At 63.1% G+C, this 15,498-nt stretch carries 12 protein-coding genes; 5 read left to right on the plus strand and 7 right to left on the minus strand.

The genetic code is table 11. The features are described from left to right. Nucleotides 1-18: 18 nt before the first annotated feature. Genes BLU32_RS10420 through BLU32_RS10430 form a run of 3 tightly spaced genes read right to left on the minus strand, consistent with a single transcriptional unit; the run spans nt 19 to nt 3,739 of the window. Nucleotides 19-2,397 carry a xanthine dehydrogenase family protein molybdopterin-binding subunit gene (locus BLU32_RS10420; RefSeq protein WP_093806776.1) on the minus strand — a complete coding sequence of 793 codons (2,379 nt, stop codon included), beginning with the start codon at nt 2,395-2,397 and terminating at the stop codon, nt 19-21. Then, nucleotides 2,394-2,876 carry a (2Fe-2S)-binding protein gene (locus tag BLU32_RS10425; RefSeq protein WP_197673781.1) on the minus strand — a complete coding sequence of 161 codons (483 nt, stop codon included), beginning with the start codon at nt 2,874-2,876 and terminating at the stop codon, nt 2,394-2,396. Before BLU32_RS10425 ends, BLU32_RS10420 begins: the two co-directional genes overlap by 4 nt. A gap of 2 nt (nt 2,877-2,878) precedes the next feature. Continuing rightward, complete coding sequence (locus BLU32_RS10430; protein WP_093806780.1) at nt 2,879-3,739, minus strand: xanthine dehydrogenase family protein subunit M; 861 nt, start codon at nt 3,737-3,739, stop codon at nt 2,879-2,881. Between the two features lie 147 nt (nt 3,740-3,886). On the opposite strand from BLU32_RS10430, the gene BLU32_RS22545 reads away from it, so the two are divergent. Then, the gene (locus BLU32_RS22545) at nt 3,887-4,150 is read left to right on the plus strand and encodes a helix-turn-helix domain-containing protein (protein WP_197673739.1); all 264 of its coding nucleotides are present in this window, start codon (nt 3,887-3,889) and stop codon (nt 4,148-4,150) included. A gap of 95 nt (nt 4,151-4,245) precedes the next feature. Continuing rightward, a complete protein-coding gene (locus tag BLU32_RS22550; RefSeq protein ID WP_197673740.1) occupies nt 4,246-4,563 on the plus strand; it encodes a hypothetical protein in 318 nt (105 codons plus the stop codon). A 43-nt stretch (nt 4,564-4,606) separates the two neighbouring features. Here the strand turns inward: BLU32_RS22550 and BLU32_RS10440 are convergent, their stop codons facing one another. After that, nucleotides 4,607-5,839 carry an MFS transporter gene (locus tag BLU32_RS10440; protein WP_208977013.1) on the minus strand — a complete coding sequence of 411 codons (1,233 nt, stop codon included), beginning with the start codon at nt 5,837-5,839 and terminating at the stop codon, nt 4,607-4,609. A gap of 431 nt (nt 5,840-6,270) precedes the next feature. On the opposite strand from BLU32_RS10440, the gene BLU32_RS10445 reads away from it, so the two are divergent. The 3 genes from BLU32_RS10445 (at nt 6,271) to BLU32_RS10455 (ending at nt 11,292) form a co-directional block, all read left to right on the plus strand. Beyond that, on the plus strand, nt 6,271-6,867 hold the full coding sequence (locus tag BLU32_RS10445; protein ID WP_093806782.1) for a TetR/AcrR family transcriptional regulator: 597 nt from the start codon (nt 6,271-6,273) through the stop codon (nt 6,865-6,867). Then, complete coding sequence (locus BLU32_RS10450; RefSeq protein WP_093806784.1) at nt 6,852-8,018, plus strand: efflux RND transporter periplasmic adaptor subunit; 1,167 nt, start codon at nt 6,852-6,854, stop codon at nt 8,016-8,018. Before BLU32_RS10445 ends, BLU32_RS10450 begins: the two co-directional genes overlap by 16 nt. Nucleotides 8,019-8,127: 109 nt before the next feature. Continuing rightward, nucleotides 8,128-11,292, plus strand: a complete 3,165-nt coding sequence (locus BLU32_RS10455) for an efflux RND transporter permease subunit (protein WP_093806786.1) — start codon at nt 8,128-8,130, stop codon at nt 11,290-11,292. A gap of 94 nt (nt 11,293-11,386) precedes the next feature. Here the strand turns inward: BLU32_RS10455 and BLU32_RS22450 are convergent, their stop codons facing one another. The 3 genes from BLU32_RS22450 to BLU32_RS10465 form a co-directional block, all read right to left on the minus strand. After that, nucleotides 11,387-11,515 (minus strand): hypothetical protein, encoded by a 129-nt coding sequence (locus BLU32_RS22450; protein WP_256371435.1) that lies wholly within the window; start codon nt 11,513-11,515, stop codon nt 11,387-11,389. A gap of 134 nt (nt 11,516-11,649) precedes the next feature. Next, nucleotides 11,650-14,022 carry a heavy metal translocating P-type ATPase gene (locus tag BLU32_RS10460; protein ID WP_093806788.1) on the minus strand — a complete coding sequence of 791 codons (2,373 nt, stop codon included), beginning with the start codon at nt 14,020-14,022 and terminating at the stop codon, nt 11,650-11,652. Between the two features lie 106 nt (nt 14,023-14,128). Beyond that, the gene (locus tag BLU32_RS10465) at nt 14,129-15,436 is read right to left on the minus strand and encodes an APC family permease (RefSeq protein ID WP_093806790.1); all 1,308 of its coding nucleotides are present in this window, start codon (nt 15,434-15,436) and stop codon (nt 14,129-14,131) included. Between the last annotated feature and the right edge of the window lie 62 nt (nt 15,437-15,498).

Below are 15,498 nucleotides of genomic sequence, written 5' to 3' on the forward strand. Positions count from 1 at the left end.
CCCTTTTGAAACAGATGATCAGACATGGCCGAGCGCCTTCAGCACACGCAGCGGCGTCATCGGGGTTTGGTGGATCTGCGCGCCAAGCGGGCCGAGCGCGTCATTGACGGCATTGAGTGCTGCAGCTCCCGCGGCAGCCGTGCCGGCCTCGCCGACGCCCTTTGCCCCGAGGATCGTGTCGTTCGTCGGCGTTTCCACATGACCGATCACGATGTCCGGCATCTCGCAGGCCATCGGCACCAGATAGTCGGCGAGGGAGGCATTGGTCATCTGGCCGGTCTCGTCGTAGAGGCACTCCTCGAAGAGCGCCGGACCAAGCCCCTGAACCACACCGCCACGGATCTGCTCGTCGACCAGCAGCGGATTGATGATCCTGCCGCAATCCTCGACAACCCAGTGCTTGAGAAGGCGGACGATGCCGGTTTCAATATCGACCTCGACAAGGCTTGCCTGAATGCCGTTGGTGAAATCGAAAGGATAGCCGGACGGCGCGAAATGCTGTGCGGCTGTCAGGGAATTGTCGGCTCCTTCCGGAAGCGTGTCGGGCCGATAGGTCGCAATCCGTCCGAGCTCGGCAAGCGGCATGCGCCGGGTTCCGCCGCGCGCATCGACCACATGGCCGTCGGCAAGGGCAAGATCGGCCGGGTCGCTTTGCAGGATCTGCCCGGCGAGCGCCAGGATCTGGCCCTGAAGCTTTCGCCCGGCGCGCAAGGCCGTTTCACCGCCAATGCCCGCACCCCGACAGGCCCAGGTGGCGCCGCCGCTGGGCGTGGTGTCGGTGTCGCCCGTCGTGACCTTCACCTGATCCGGCGACACGCCGAGCTGGTCGGCGACAATCTGGGAGATGACGGTTTCCGTCCCCTGCCCCTGCTCCGTGACAGAGATCGCACAATGCACATCGCCAGACGGCGTCAGGCGCACGACCGCGCCGTCCTGCGCGGAAATCCGCGCCCCGCCGACGCCGTAGAATGCGGCGCCCGGATTGGTGATCTCGACGAAGGGCGCGATGCCGATGCCGCGATAGACGCCGGTCTTGCGAAGCGCGGCCTGTTCGGCACGCAGCACGTCGTAATCCATCAGCACGCGCAACTTGGCCAGACAGGCTTCATGCGAGAGCTTCTCGAAGCTGTAGCCGGTTGCGGAGACGAAGGGATACGCGTCGTCCGGCACCAGATTGCGCGCGCGCATCTCGAAGGGATCGAGGCCCAGCTTTAAGGCCGCCTTGTCGACCAGCGCCTCCGTCACCGCGCAGGCAATCGGGTGGCCAACAGCGCGATACTGACTGGTTTGAACCTTGTTCTGGAATACGACGGCCAGGCGTCCGCGATAGTCGGACATCTTGTAGGGCGCGCCCATCAGGCGCACGACCTGGTTGCCCTCCGCCACACTGGTGCGGGGATAGGTGGAAAAAGCGCCGATCTGGGTCATGTCGTCGACATCCATCGCCAGGATGGTGCCATCGGCATCAAGCGCCATGCGCGCCGAAACCTTGTGGTCGCGCGCATGAATGTCGGACACGAAGCTTTCCAGCCGGTCCGCGACGAATTTCACCGGCCGGCTGAGTTGGAGACTTGCTGCGACAGCCGCCATCTCCTCGTTGTAGAGATGCAGCTTCATGCCGAAGGAACCGCCGACATCGGGCGCGATCACCCGCACGCGGCTCTCGGGCAAACCGAAGTGGCGGGCGTAGATGTCCTGGAACTGATAAGGAGTCTGCGTGCCGTGGTGAACGGTCAACTGTCCGCTCGCCGCATCGAAATCGGCCACGACCGCGCGGGGCTCGAGCGTCACCGCCGTATGACGGCCGAAGGTGAAATCTCCCTCGACGACATGAGCCGCGCGGGCGAAGGCATCATCGACCGCCTTGGTTTCCAGCACCGTTTCAAAACACAGGTTGCTGTCGAGGCCGGGCGCCGCGCATGACGCATTTTTGGCAAGGGCGGCATGCCCGTCGACGCAAGCCTCGCGCTCTTCGATGTCGAGCACCACCAGTTCGCAGGCGTCTTCGGCCTCCGCGCGTGTACGCGCCAGGATCATCGCGACCGGGTGCCCCGCCCAAAGAACCTCTTCGTCCGCAAGGATGTTTTGCGGCGTACTCACCATCGACGCAAAGTGGTCGAGCGTGCCCGTCCATGGCTCACACAGCGAATTGAGATCTTGGGCCGTAAACACCCGCGCGACGCCAGGAGCTTGCGCCGCGTCCCGGGTATCAATTTCGACGATACGCCCCTTGGCCATAGGCGAGCGCACGAAGGCGGCATGAAGCATGCGCGGCAGCGCAATGTCAGTCACGAACCGGCCACGCCCGGCAAGGTGCCGGCGCGCGGTCTGACGGCGATGGGCCTGACCGATATGCGGGTCGCGCTCGGAAACCGTGCGGGTGTCGCAGGAACTCATGCCGGCGCCTCCGCATCCGAGGCACGCTTGCGCGCCGTTGCGGAAATCGCGTCGACAATGGCTTCGTAGCCCGTGCATCGACAATAATTCCCCGACAGCGCGTCGCGAATCTCCTCGCGCTCGGGCGACGGATTGTCAGCAAGCAGCGCATGAGCATTGACGATCATTCCGGTCGTGCAGAAACCGCATTGCAGCGCATTCCGGTCATGGAAGGCGGACTGAAGATCGGCAATCGCACCGCGCTCACTCAACCCTTCCACGGTTTCCACCGCTTCGCCCGCAGCCTGAACCGCGAGAACGAGACAAGCATGCACCGGCCTACCGCCAAGCAGGACGAGGCAGGCGCCACAGGCGCCCATTTCGCAGCCAAGATGGGTGCCGGTCAGTTGCAACCGCTCGCGCAGAAAATCCGCAAGGCTCATGCGCGGCTCGACGCTCTCGCGCACCTGCTCGCCATTGACTGTGAATTCGATGTCCATGCTCATTCCGTCGTTCCCAGGTGTCCCAACAGCCGCCCGAGCAGCACGCGTGCCAGATGCCGGCGTACAGAGGCCGGCATCTGCGGCTCGTCGGAAGGCTCGAGGTCCCCATCGAGCGCCGCCTGCGCGGCAGCAATGGTGGTATCGTCCAAGGCCTTCTCGCGCAGTGCGGCCTCGGCCGAGCCTGCACGGGTCGGTTTGTTGCCGACGGAGAAGAACGCGATGCTGATATCGGTGAGACCCGGCCCGTCAAACTCGGCCTGCACGGCCGCCCCGACCATCGCGTAGTCGCCCCGGCGGCGAGCCAGTTCATCGAAAACGGCGACCTGACCCGCCCGCACCGGCGGAACGAGAATGGCCTGGAGGATCTCGCCGGGCTCCATCGCCGTCTCGTAGATGTCGAGAAAGAAATCATCCGCCTTCACCCGCCGGATCCCGTCCGCACCCGCAATCTCCATCTCCGCACGCAGTGCAAGGGCAACGGCTGGAAACTCGGACGCGGGATCAGCGAGCGAAAGGCTTCCCCCAAGCGTTCCACGATTTCGGATCGCTGGATGCGCAACATGAGGCGCTGCAAGATGGAAAAGCCGCGCATGCTCGCGGATCAGGGGATCGGAAGCGATCTCGGCATGCCGGGTCATGGCGCCGATGCGCAACCACCCGCCCTGAAGCGAAATGCCGGAAAGAGCATCAATGCCGGACAGATCGATCAGCGCCGCGGGCGCCTGCAGGCGCAGCGTCAGGGACGGCACGACGCTGTGGCCACCGGCAAGATAGACACCTTCCCCCTCCAGTGAGCGATAGGCCTCAAGCGCATCGGCAACGGAGTTCACCCGAATGTAGTCGAATGCCGGTGATTTCATTCATCCCCCCGGGTGCGGTCTTGTGGCCGCATTAGTAACCAACTGGTCACTTTTGTACCCTCCCCCGGCGCATCCGATCAAGCAAAAAATGACCACTTGGTCACTTCCTGTGGACTTGCTAAACATTGGGAAACGCAAGAGAGCAAGATGCCCGTCACGAAAGATGCCCGCAGCCAACCCGCGCCGCGCCGCAAGAACATGCGCGCCCAGGACCGGGAAAAACTGATTGTCGAGGAAGCCGTGCGCTTCTTCGCCGAATGTGGTTTCGAGGGCCAGACCCGTGAGCTGGCGAAGCGGATGGGGATCTCGCATGCCGTCATCTACAAGCACTTCGACAGCAAGGACGCCCTGATCGAACGGGTCTATGAACACATCTACCTGCGCGCTGGAATCCGGCCTGGGAAACGGTAATCCTCGACCGCGATCGCCCCCTTCAAGACCGGCTGACGCAGTTCTACCGGGAATATGCGGACCGCGTCTTCGACTACGACTGGGTTCGTATCTTCGTGTCTTCGGGCCTCAAGTCCTACGATCTCACCCAGCGCTATCTCTCGCTGATCCGCGACAAGGTGATCGTTCCAGCTGCCCTGGAACTGCGTCATGAGCTTGGTCAGGACGATAACGACACCCCGCCGGACGATCAGGAACTGGAGCTGTTCTGGGGACTTCACGGCGGCATCTTCTACATCGCGATCCGCCGCTTCGTGTACAATGTACGAACGAACATCGACCTTGGCGCTGCGGCCGAAAATGCGGTTGAGGTCTTCTTCAACGGCGTCGAAGTCGCCCATCGGAAGGCGGGCTTCCACGATCCAAAGACGTAAGACCCCGACCACGGGTGTCCACGCGCCGCACGCTGCAGCCCCGTCAGTCCTTGTCGCGCTGAACCTCCGACAATCCAAAGGCGAAAACCGTCGACAGCAAGCTCATGAATGCGAGCAAGGCAAGCACGGTCTCGGGGCCGGCCCAGTCGGCAAGCAGGCCAAGCGCGCCGCCAGCGAGCAGAAGCAGCCCGACCACGGAATTCGACACGGCGGTGTAGATCGCCTTGCGGTCGTGAGTATCCATGTCCGTGAGATGCGTCTTTCGACCACCCCGCGCGCCCTGATAGGCAATCTGGGCAAAAAAGACGAAGCTGGCGACTGCCAGACCTGCCACGGATGATGCGGAAAAATAGGCTGTCAGCGCCGCTGCCGCCAAGGTCAGGGCGGCAAGCATGCCCGCAAGCATCATCGTTTGACGGCTCGACCGGTCGGAAAGCGCGCCCCACAGATAGGACGACACGATCGCGGCAACGGAGGATGCAAGAATCAACAGGCCCAGATTTCCGAACTCCGCGTTTCTGGCGTTCCCCAGCATGACCATAAATGGCGGGGCGAGCGCGGTGGAAATCAGAAGCCCGCGGGTGGCGATATAGGTCCGCAGTTCCGCATCCTCCCGCAACGGACGAAGCATGCCCGCAAGCGCATCGTTGGCTTCTGCGTCTTCGCCATTCGGCTTTTCATCCAGCAAGAAAAACACCGCAGCAGCAAATATCCAGAGCCCCCCGGCGACAGCAACGGCCCCTGCCACAAAACGCGGCTCGCGCGGAAGCAGTCCGGTCGCCAACAAGATTGCGAACCCAAAAACCGCGATTGCAGACACCGTGCCGGCCAGGCCGGAGACACGGCCACGCTGCCCCTGTTCAATCGTGCGCGCCAGAACGTCCTTGTAGCTGACCGAACACGCCGACCGTGCGACCGCGAGGGTCGCGAGGCACGCCAGAATGATCCAGGCCGCGGTGCTGCCCGTCAGCATGAGCGCGGCCGCCGCGATCCCGAAGGCTGCCAGGCCCTGCACGGCTGACCCCGCCACCCACCAGTACTTGCGTCGGGTGGCGCGCTGAACGCTGCGCGCCAGCAGAAGCTGCGGGAGCAAAGAGCCCGCCTCCCGGATCGGAACAAGCAGGCCAATAAGGAAGCCCGGCGCGCCGATCGTGCTCATCAGCCAGGCCAGCACCAGCTTCGGATCGATCAGACCATCCGCCGTCTTGGTCGCCGTCAGCGCGCTGACATGCACGGCGATCTGCTTGTTCAGGGTCGAGAGGGGCCCTGCCTTCATGACGGATTTGCTCCTGTACTTCCGATGTGATCGCCCATTTCCCGTTTTACTCCGCTCTGTCGCGACCCGCGAACCCTCGTTTTGCTCACCCGGCATCAATCTTTGATGCCGCAATCGCGGAGCATTCCTCAAAGCGAAGACGCTCAGCCGACAAACTGGCTCGCAACAGGCCGACGACAAGAGGGCCGCGAACCATCGTCACGAGCACCAAATGGATCAGGGCCAACAAGACATGCCGGCAAGCCCCGCGTCGAAGCCCCGCGCGGCCTCATCGCACCGGCACGAATGACCAAATACGATGCCCGCCGGGAACAACCAAAAGGACACCGAACGTGCTCGGGGAACGAGCTTTGTTGCACTGCAAAAAAACGATTGCCGAGGTGCTGGAACCGGATATATAACCAAATGGTCGGAAAAATATCAGGACGCAAATGGGACGCAAACGCTCCATAGAACCCGATGCGGTGCTCGATGCCGCCGAGAAGGTGGTGATGCGCGACGGTGCAGCCCGACTGACACTGGATGCGGTTGCCTGCATTGCCGGCATCAGCAAGGCGAGCGTTCTATACGACTACAAGACAAAGCAGGCCTTGATCAGGGCAGTGGTCGAGCGTCGTCTCGCCGCGCATCGGGCGTGTGAACGCGACGCCGCTGACGAACTCGGTGACACGGCGGATGCCGCGATACGCGGTCGAATTTCTGTGTCTTCCCATTCCCTGACCGACGAGGATCGCGCGGTGGCGCTCGGTCTTCTCGCATCCCTTGCCCAGGATGCGGAGTTGCGCGAGCCGGTTGCCCGGGCCTATCGCGAACGCCTCGCCGAGGTCGAGCAGACGTCACGCAAGCCACGCGGCGCATTGCTCGCCTTTCTCGCCCTTGAGGGATTGATGTCCCTGGAATGGCTTGGACTGCACACCTGGGCGCGCGATGAGCGCGCCCGTTTGATTTCGGAGATCGGCTGGCTGGTGGATCAAGACCCTGCGCCTGCCTCTCCCCCCGAAAGGTCGACGACATGTACCGGAAACTGACCGCCGTTTTCTTCAGCGCGGCTTTGCTCGCAGGCTGCAATGATGCCTCCGACAAGAGCGCTTCGAATGCCGCCAGGGCGATGCCGCCGACCGCGGTGAGTTTTGTCGAAGTCGCTGCGGAGACGCTACCGATCACCAACGAACTTCCGGGACGCATTGCGCCGACGGGGATAGCCGAGGTGCGCCCGCGGGTTTCCGGCATCCTGGTCGAACGTGTCTTCGAGCAAGGCACTGTGGTGAAGGAGGGAGACGTTCTTTATCGCATCGATCCCCGGACATTCCGTGTCCAGGTGGCGAGCGCAAAGGCCACTTTGCAACGCGCCAAGGCGACGCAGCTTCAGGCTCGCCAGCAGGCGGACCGGCAGAAGGAGCTGCGCAATCGCAAGGTGACCAGTGCACAGGCCTTCGAAAATGCGACCGCGCAACTCGCCCAGGCCGATGCTGACGTGGCGTTGGCCCATGCCGGTCTCGACGCGGCCGAACTGAACCTGCAGTTCTCCGAGGTGCGCGCGCCGATTTCGGGGCGCATCGGCCGGGCAATGCTCACCGAAGGAGCACTGGTCGACCCCTCCGGCGAGGTTCTTGCGACAATCCAGCAGCTGGATCCGGTCTATGCGGACTTCACCCAGTCGGCCAACCAGTTGCTGCGCCTGCGCCGCTCGCTTGATGTCGGCGCACTGAACGGACCGGGAGCCGGCCAGGCGAAGGTTCGTCTGTTGCTCGACGACGGCCAGGAATATGCGCATTCCGGCCTCCTGCTCTTCTCCGAGGCAACCGTCGACACGACCACCGGGCAAATCACCTTGCGCGGTCAGTTTTCCAACCCTGACGGCGACCTGTTGCCGGGAATGTATGTCCGCGTCCTGATTGACCAGGGCGAGGAGAAAAACGCGATCGCCGTGCCGCAACAGGCTGTGCAGCGCAATGCCGGCGGGCAGGCGCAGGTCTACATGGTCGGCGCCGAGGACAAAGCCGAACTGCGCTCGGTCGAGACCGGCCGCGTCCTCGGATCCCGCTGGGTGATCACCAAAGGGCTCGCGCCCGGCGACAAGGTGATTGTCGAAGGTTTCCAGAAACTGCGCCCCGGTGCGCCCTTGGCCACGACGCCGTGGGCCGAGGCGTCCAAGACGGCGGATCTTGCCGCCAAGTGAACCCCGGAAGGGATCCGGTCACCTCTTCCGGGCCGGTTCCTTTTCACCATGACACGACGGATCGGACGACGGCGCCCTCGCGCCTCCCGGTCCAGCAGGATGTGATCGCATGCCGTCCTTTTTCATTGACCGGCCGGTCTTTGCCTGGGTTATCGCCATTTTCATCACGCTCGCCGGTGTGATCGCGATTCCCTTCATGCCGGTTTCCCAATACCCGACCGTTGCCCCGCCACAGATCTCGATCCAGACCAACTATCCAGGCGTTTCCCCCGAGGACGCCTATCTGAGCGTCACCCGGCCGATCGAAGAGGAACTCAACGGCGTCGAAGGGCTGATCTATTTTGAATCCACGTCGGAGAGCTCGGGACGGATCTCGATCACCGCGACATTTTCCCCCGGCACGGAAATCTCGCAAGCAGCCGTCGACGTTCAAAACAGCATCCGCCGCGTCGAGCCGCGCCTGCCGCGAACCGTTACGCAGCAAGGCATCCGCATCGAGCAGGCCGGCGCCGGCTTTCTCATGGTCGTATCAGTCACGTCCACCGACGGCACGCTCGATGTGGTCGACCTCGGCGACTACCTGAGCCGCAACGTCGTCGGCGAAGTCCGCCGCGTGAACGGCGTCGGCAGCGCCCAGCTCTTCGCCACTCAGCGCTCAATGCGGATCTGGATGGATCCGGACAAGATGCTCGGCCTCAATCTGACGGCAAGCGACGTTATCGCGGCGATCCAGACGCAAAACGCTCAGGTGGCCGCCGGACGCATCGGCGCCCAACCCAATCCGGTGACACAGCAGATCTCGGCGACCGTGCTGGTCAAGGGGCAGCTCACCTCGGCCGAGGAGTTCGGCGCCATCGTGCTGCGCGCCAATCCGGACGGATCGACCGTGCGACTGTCCGATGTCGCGCGGGTCGAAATCGGCGGCGAGAGCTACAATTTTTCTACCCGCCTGAACGGCCAGCCGAGTGCCGCCATCGGTGTCCAGCTGTCGTCCACAGGCAATGCCCTGGCGACATCGGAATCCGTCCGCGCGAAAATGGAGGAACTCGCCCAGTTCTTCCCGCCCGGCATCGCCTATGAGATCCCCTATGACACATCCCCCTTCGTCGAGGCGTCGATTGAAAAGGTGATCTACACGCTGTTTGAGGCGGTTGGTCTCGTCTTCGTGGTGATGTTCCTGTTTCTGCAAAGCTTTCGCTACACTGTCATTCCGACGCTGGTGGTGCCTGTCGCCTTGCTCGGCACCTGTGCAGTGATGCTCGCCGCCGGATTCTCGATCAATGTGCTGACCATGTTCGCCATGGTGCTCGCCATCGGCATCCTGGTGGACGACGCCATCGTCGTGGTGGAGAACGTCGAGCGCATCATGGCCGAGGAAGGCCTGTCGCCCCGCGCGGCCACACGCAAGGCAATGAAGCAGATCTCCGGCGCCATCATCGGCATCACCCTGGTGCTGACAGCCGTCTTCGTGCCGATGGCCTTCTTCCCCGGCGCGGTCGGCATCATCTACCAGCAGTTCAGCCTGACGATGGTCGTATCGATCCTGTTTTCCGGCTTTCTGGCGTTGTCCTTCACACCGGCGCTTTGTGCCAGCATGCTGAAGCCTGTCCCGGAAGGGCATCACGAGAAAAGAGGCTTCTTCGGCTGGTTCAATCGCGGCTTCGGCCGCACCACAAAGGGCTACAGTGCCACGGTGGGCTGGCTGTCGCGGCGCGCAGGGCGGATGATGATCATCTATCTGGCGCTGCTTGCCGGCCTCGGCTGGGCCTATACCCGGTTGCCATCGTCCTTCCTGCCGAACGAGGACCAGGGCTATCTGCTGGTCAACATTCAGGCGCCGCCCGAGGCGAGCGCCAACCGGACGCTGGAGGTGATCAAGCAGGTCGAGGAGATCTTCGGCAAGGAAAGCGCCGTGTCGCGCATCGTCGGCATTCTCGGCTTCAGTTTCTCCGGCACGGGCCAGAATGCCGGCCTTGCCTTTGTGACCCTCAAGGACTGGTCGGAACGCGGCCCGGATGAATCCGCCAGCGCGATCGCCGCGCGCGGCAACGGTCAGCTTTTCGGACTGAAGGACGCAATTTCCTTCGCCCTGTCGCCGCCGGCGATCCAGGGCCTCGGCACCTCGAACGGCTTCTCCTTCCGCCTGCAGGACCGCGGCGGTCGCGGCACGGACGCACTCGCTGTCGCCCGCGAGCAGTTGATGGCAGCAGCCCGCGAGAACCCCGTTCTGACCGGCCTTCGCATCGATGGCCTGCCCGATGCCGCGCAGGTGGATCTCGAGGTCAACCGCGAAAAGGCGAATGCCTTCGGCGTCGCCTTCGCCGACATTAACGCCACCATCTCGGCGCATCTCGGCTCGAGCTACGTCAACGACTTTCCCAATTCCGGACGCATGCAACGGGTCACCGTGCAGGCCGACCAGGACGCCCGCATGCAAACGGACGACCTGCTGAAACTGACCGTGCGCAACACCAATGGAGGCATGGTGCCCCTGTCGGCTTTCGCGACGGTAAACTGGGTAAAGGGACCGTCGCAGATCGTCGGATACAACGGCTATCCCTCGATCCGCATTTCGGGCCAGGCCGCGCCCGGCTACTCCTCCGGCGATGCGATCGCGGAGATGGAGCGCATCGCGGCCTCGCTGCCTGCCGGCTTCGGCTACGAATGGACCGGCCAGTCGCTCCAGGAGATCCAGTCGGGCTCCCAGGCGCCTTTCCTGATCGGCCTCAGCATTCTGTTCGTGTTCCTGCTGCTGGCGGCGCTCTATGAAAGCTGGTCGATCCCGGTTGCCGTCATGATGGTCGTACCACTCGGAGTCATCGGTTCGGTGACCGCCGTAACGCTGCGCGGCATGCCGAACGACGTCTATTTCACCGTCGGCCTGATCGCCATCGTGGGGCTTTCGGCGAAGAACGCGATCCTCATCATCGAGTTCGCCAAGGATCTGATGGCGGAGGGCCGGACAATGTATGAAGCCACCGTCGAAGCAGCGCATCTACGCTTCCGCCCGATCCTGATGACATCGCTTGCCTTCACGCTCGGAGTGACCCCGCTGGCGATCGCCAACGGTGCCAGCGCGGGAAGCCAGAACGCCATCGGAACCGGCGTGATGGGTGGCATGATTTCCGGGACGGTGCTCGCGATCTTCTTCGTGCCGGCATTCTACGTCTTCGTCATGCGCGTCTTCGCCCGCGTTCCGCTCGACGAAAAACCTCGCAACGCCGAGACTGACGCCACCAAAGGCGTCGCTCCGGCCGGGACGCCGGCCGAATAGACGCCACCGGGCGACCTCGACAACGAAAGACGGATCAAGACGGCCGTTGGGACCCATCCCGGCGGCCGCTTCCACGTAGGGATGTTTCCAGCTCTCAGTTGGCGAGATCGCGTGACGTCGCCTCGGCCTGAAAGGCACGCTCTCGCTCAGGCCATCGCGTCTTGATCCAGGCGAGCCCGTTGCGCAGTTCCTCATCGGCGTAGACCTCGGAGAAACCCTGCATGTCGCTCTCGTATCCGTCTCCAACACCGGCCGCCGTTCCCCGCCACATGATCTCGAAAAGCAGCCGGTCCGGATGAGGCCATATATGCCCGGCCCCTGAGCCGTCGGAAGGCCGTGAACAACGGACCACTGAGATCAGAGCTTCAAACGCCGCAGCCTCAATGCGTTGCCGATCACCGATACGGAGGAGAGCGACATGGCCGCCGCCGCGACCATTGGCGACAACAGCAGGCCGAACACCGGATAGAGCGCACCAGCCGCGATCGGGACACCGACCGCATTGTAGAAAAAGGCGAAGAACAGGTTCTGCTTGATGTTCCGGAGGGTCGCCTTCGCCAGAATGCGAGCCCGCACGATGCCGGACAGGTCGCCGGCGAGAAGCGTCAAGCCCGCACTGTCAACCGCGACATCGGCGCCGGTGCCCATGGCGATACCGACATCCGCCGCCGCGAGCGCCGGCGCATCGTTCACGCCATCGCCGGCCATGGCGATGCGTGCGCCTTGATCGCGCAACTCGTCCACCAGGATCTTCTTGTCTTCAGGCAACACGCCGGCGCGCACCTCGTCGATGCCGAGCTTCGCCGCAACGGCGTCTGCCGTGCGCTGGTTGTCGCCGGTCGCCATGATGACGCGCAGGCCCTGCCTGTGCAGTTCGCGGATCGCCGCCTCCGTCGTCTCCTTGATCGGATCGGCGACCGCAACCAGTCCGGCAAGCCGCCCGTCGAGGGCGACATACATCGCCGTCTTTCCTTCCGACCGCAAGGCATCGGCGGTGTCGTCGGCATCCGTCGTTTCAATTCCAAGCGATTGCATCAGGCCGAGATTGCCAAGCGCGATCGAGCGGTCCTCGACCCGCCCCGTCACCCCCTTGCCGGTCACGGCCTCGAACTCCAAGACCTTGGCCATGGTCAGTCCCCGCTCTTCCGCCCCCCCGATGATCGCATCGGCCAAAGGATGCTCCGAGCCCCGCTCGAGCGCGGCGGCGCTTGCAAGCACATCGTCTTCGGCCCCCGCCTTCAAAGCGATCACCTCGGTCAGCCTCGGCTTGCCCTCGGTCAGTGTTCCGGTCTTGTCGACGACAAGCGTATCGACGCGCGCCATACGTTCAAGCGCCTCCGCATCCTTGATCAGAACGCCGGCCTGAGCACCTCGGCCAGCGGCTGTCGTAATCGAGATCGGTGTCGCCAGTCCAAGCGCACAGGGACAGGCGATGATCAGGACAGAAACAGCCGCCGCGATGGCAAAGACGAAGGCCGGGCTCGGTCCCATCACAAGCCAGGCAACGAAGGCGAGAATGGCGACGCCGACAACCGTCGGCACGAAGATTTCGGAAACGCGATCGGCAAGGCCCTGGATTGGCGCCTTGGACCGGCGAGCTCCCGCCACCATATCGACGATCTGCGCCAGCACGGTTTCAGCACCGACATCTGTCGCGCGGATCGCCAGCGTACCGTTCTTGTTGATCGTCCCGCCGGTCACCCGGTCTCCGACCGTCTTTTCGATCGGAACCGGCTCGCCCGTGATCATGCTCTCGTCGACAGACGAGCGCCCCTCCACCACCTCACCATCGACCGGGACACTGTCGCCGGGACGCACGCGCAAGAGATCGCCCGCGACGATGTTTTCCAAAGGAGCATCATATTCGGATCCGTCTGGCAAAATGCGTCGCGCCGTCTTGGGCGCCAGATTCATCAGCGACTTGATCGCATCGCCTGTGCGCTCGCGGGCCCTCAGTTCGAGAACCTGGCCGACAAAAATCAGCGTCACGATCACCACGGCAGCCTCGAAATAGGTTCCGACCATGCCGCCGATCCCCCGATACTGATCCGGAAAGACCCCCGGCAGAAATGTCGCGACAAGCGAATAGAGATAGGCGGCGCCAACGCCGAGCGAAATCAGCGTCCACATGTTGGGCGCGCGATTGACAACAGAGCTCACCCCGCGCTGGAAGAACGGCAAGGCCGCCCACAACACGATGGGCGTGGCGAGCAGGAACTCGAGATAAACCGCGAACTGATGGCCAATCCAGTCGCGCACCGGGATACCAACCGCCTCGCCCATGGTGAGGATCACCAGCGGCACCGCCGCGACGGCGCTGATCCAAAGACGACGGGTGAAGTCCGTCAGTTCCTCGCTCGGCTCGTCCGACGGCACCATCGGCTCCAGCGCCATGCCGCAGATCGGGCAGGCGCCGGGCTCGTCGCTGACGAACTCGGGGTGCATCGGGCAGGTCCATTGCGCGCCCGGCGCTGCCGCCTTCTCTACCTTCGCGGCATTGCCGGAGGCATAGAAATACGGGTCCGCGTCGAATTTCGTCCGGCAGCCCTCAGAGCAGAAATAATAGGTCTCGCCGCCATAGTCTCGCGACCAGGCCTCAGGCCCCGGGGTGACGGACATCCCGCAAACCGGATCCTTCACACCGGCTTCATCCGAGTTGGTACGGGTTTGCGTGTGGCCGCAACTTTCATCGGTGTGATCGTGGTGATGGCGGTGCGCATCCTGCGTCATTTCAGACTCCAATCTGACTTGACGGCCAATCTGCTCCCTCCAGTCACGGGAAGGTCAAGGCCTGCCCTGTTCTCTATTCCGATATGCCGGCGCGCAAAGCGGCCGGTCACGGGCGGTGGTGATCATGCTGTTTGGCCGGCGGATTGCGTCGCAAAAACACGCCCTCGAATAGAAAAACCGAGACCATGCCCAAGACCGCAATCACCACGATTGTCGGATCCGTCCGCCATTTCATGGCGGCGAAAGCGGAAAGCACGATCGCATCGAAGGCGATTGCGATCAGCAGGATCCACCCGCGAGCCTCGATTTCATGGCGCAGATTCCGGAAAACACCCCAATGAATAAGGACATCCATCACGAGATAGAAGAACACGCCGAGTGACGCAATCCGGTTGAGGTCGAAGAAGATCGTGAGCACCGCGGCCACAACCACCGTATAGACCAGCGTGTGATCCTGAATTTTGCCGGGCATCTTGAAATGACGGTGCGGGATGAGCTGCATGTCGGTGAGCATCGCCAGCATGCGCGACACCGCAAAGACGCTGGCGATCAGACCCGAAGCCGTCGCAACGATCGCAAGCGCGACGGTGAGGTAGAAGCCGATCTGACCCAGCGACGGCTCGGCAGCCTCGGCCAGCGCATAGTCCTTTGCATCGATGATGCGGTCCAGCGGCAAGCTCGAACCGACAGCAAAGGCCACAAGCAGGTAGACGACAACGCAGATCAGGATCGAGAAGATAATCGCGCGCCCGACATTGCGATGCGGCTCGGTGATCTCGGCACCACTGTTGGTGATCGTCGTAAACCCCTTGAATGCGAGGATCGCCAACGCGACAGAGGCGAGAACTCCGCCAGGTTCGCTTTCGCCGCTCGTGGCCTCGAAGCTGAACCCGCCGACCCAGAGAGCGGACACACCGAACACAGCGATACCGCCCACTTTCAAAACCGCCATCAGGATCGAGAACAGTCCGACTGAGCGGTTGCCGGACACGTTCACCAACCAGGCGAACACGATCAATCCTACGCCAAGCAAAGGCACCGGCCAGCCGCCGGGTTCCACTCCGAACCCGCGCAGTGTATAGGATGCGAATGTCCGTGCGACGAGGCTTTCGTTGATGACCATCGACAGCGCCATCAACAGCGACGCCCCTGCCGCGACAGTGGTCGGCCCATAGGCCTTGGCGAGGATCATCGCGATGCCGCCGGCCGAGGGATAGGCATTGGACATCTTGATGTAGGTGTAGGCGCTGAAGGCCGTGACGATCGCGCCGGCCACGAACGAGAGCGGAAACAGCGGCCCAGCCAGTTCCGCCATCTGTCCGGTAAGGGCGAGAATGCCCGCCCCGATCATGACACCGGTCCCCATGGCAACAGCGCCTGGAAGGGTAATGCTGTCTTTTGTATAGTCCGACATGCTCTTCGCTCCTGGAAGACAATGGTTCCGGCTTCATCGGAGACCTCGAAGATGCGCCGCAT

Origin of the sequence: Stappia sp. ES.058, assembly GCF_900105595.1 — a bacterium.
Classification (GTDB): domain Bacteria; phylum Pseudomonadota; class Alphaproteobacteria; order Rhizobiales; family Stappiaceae; genus Stappia.

Coding starts and splice junctions, on each gene's coding strand:
- BLU32_RS22545 (WP_197673739.1), top strand. CDS start 3,887: ATGCCCGTCACGAAAGATGCCCGCAGCCAACCCGCGCCGCGCCGCAAG.
- BLU32_RS22450 (WP_256371435.1), bottom strand. CDS start 11,515: ATGCAGGGTTTCTCCGAGGTCTACGCCGATGAGGAACTGCGCAACGGG.
- BLU32_RS10465 (WP_093806790.1), bottom strand. CDS start 15,436: ATGTCGGACTATACAAAAGACAGCATTACCCTTCCAGGCGCTGTTGCC.
- BLU32_RS10460 (WP_093806788.1), bottom strand. CDS start 14,022: ATGACGCAGGATGCGCACCGCCATCACCACGATCACACCGATGAAAGT.
- BLU32_RS10450 (WP_093806784.1), top strand. CDS start 6,852: ATGTACCGGAAACTGACCGCCGTTTTCTTCAGCGCGGCTTTGCTCGCA.
- BLU32_RS10445 (WP_093806782.1), top strand. CDS start 6,271: ATGGGACGCAAACGCTCCATAGAACCCGATGCGGTGCTCGATGCCGCC.
- BLU32_RS10455 (WP_093806786.1), top strand. CDS start 8,128: ATGCCGTCCTTTTTCATTGACCGGCCGGTCTTTGCCTGGGTTATCGCC.
- BLU32_RS10425 (WP_197673781.1), bottom strand. CDS start 2,876: ATGGACATCGAATTCACAGTCAATGGCGAGCAGGTGCGCGAGAGCGTC.
- BLU32_RS10430 (WP_093806780.1), bottom strand. CDS start 3,739: ATGAAATCACCGGCATTCGACTACATTCGGGTGAACTCCGTTGCCGAT.
- BLU32_RS10420 (WP_093806776.1), bottom strand. CDS start 2,397: ATGAGTTCCTGCGACACCCGCACGGTTTCCGAGCGCGACCCGCATATC.
- BLU32_RS10440 (WP_208977013.1), bottom strand. CDS start 5,839: ATGAAGGCAGGGCCCCTCTCGACCCTGAACAAGCAGATCGCCGTGCAT.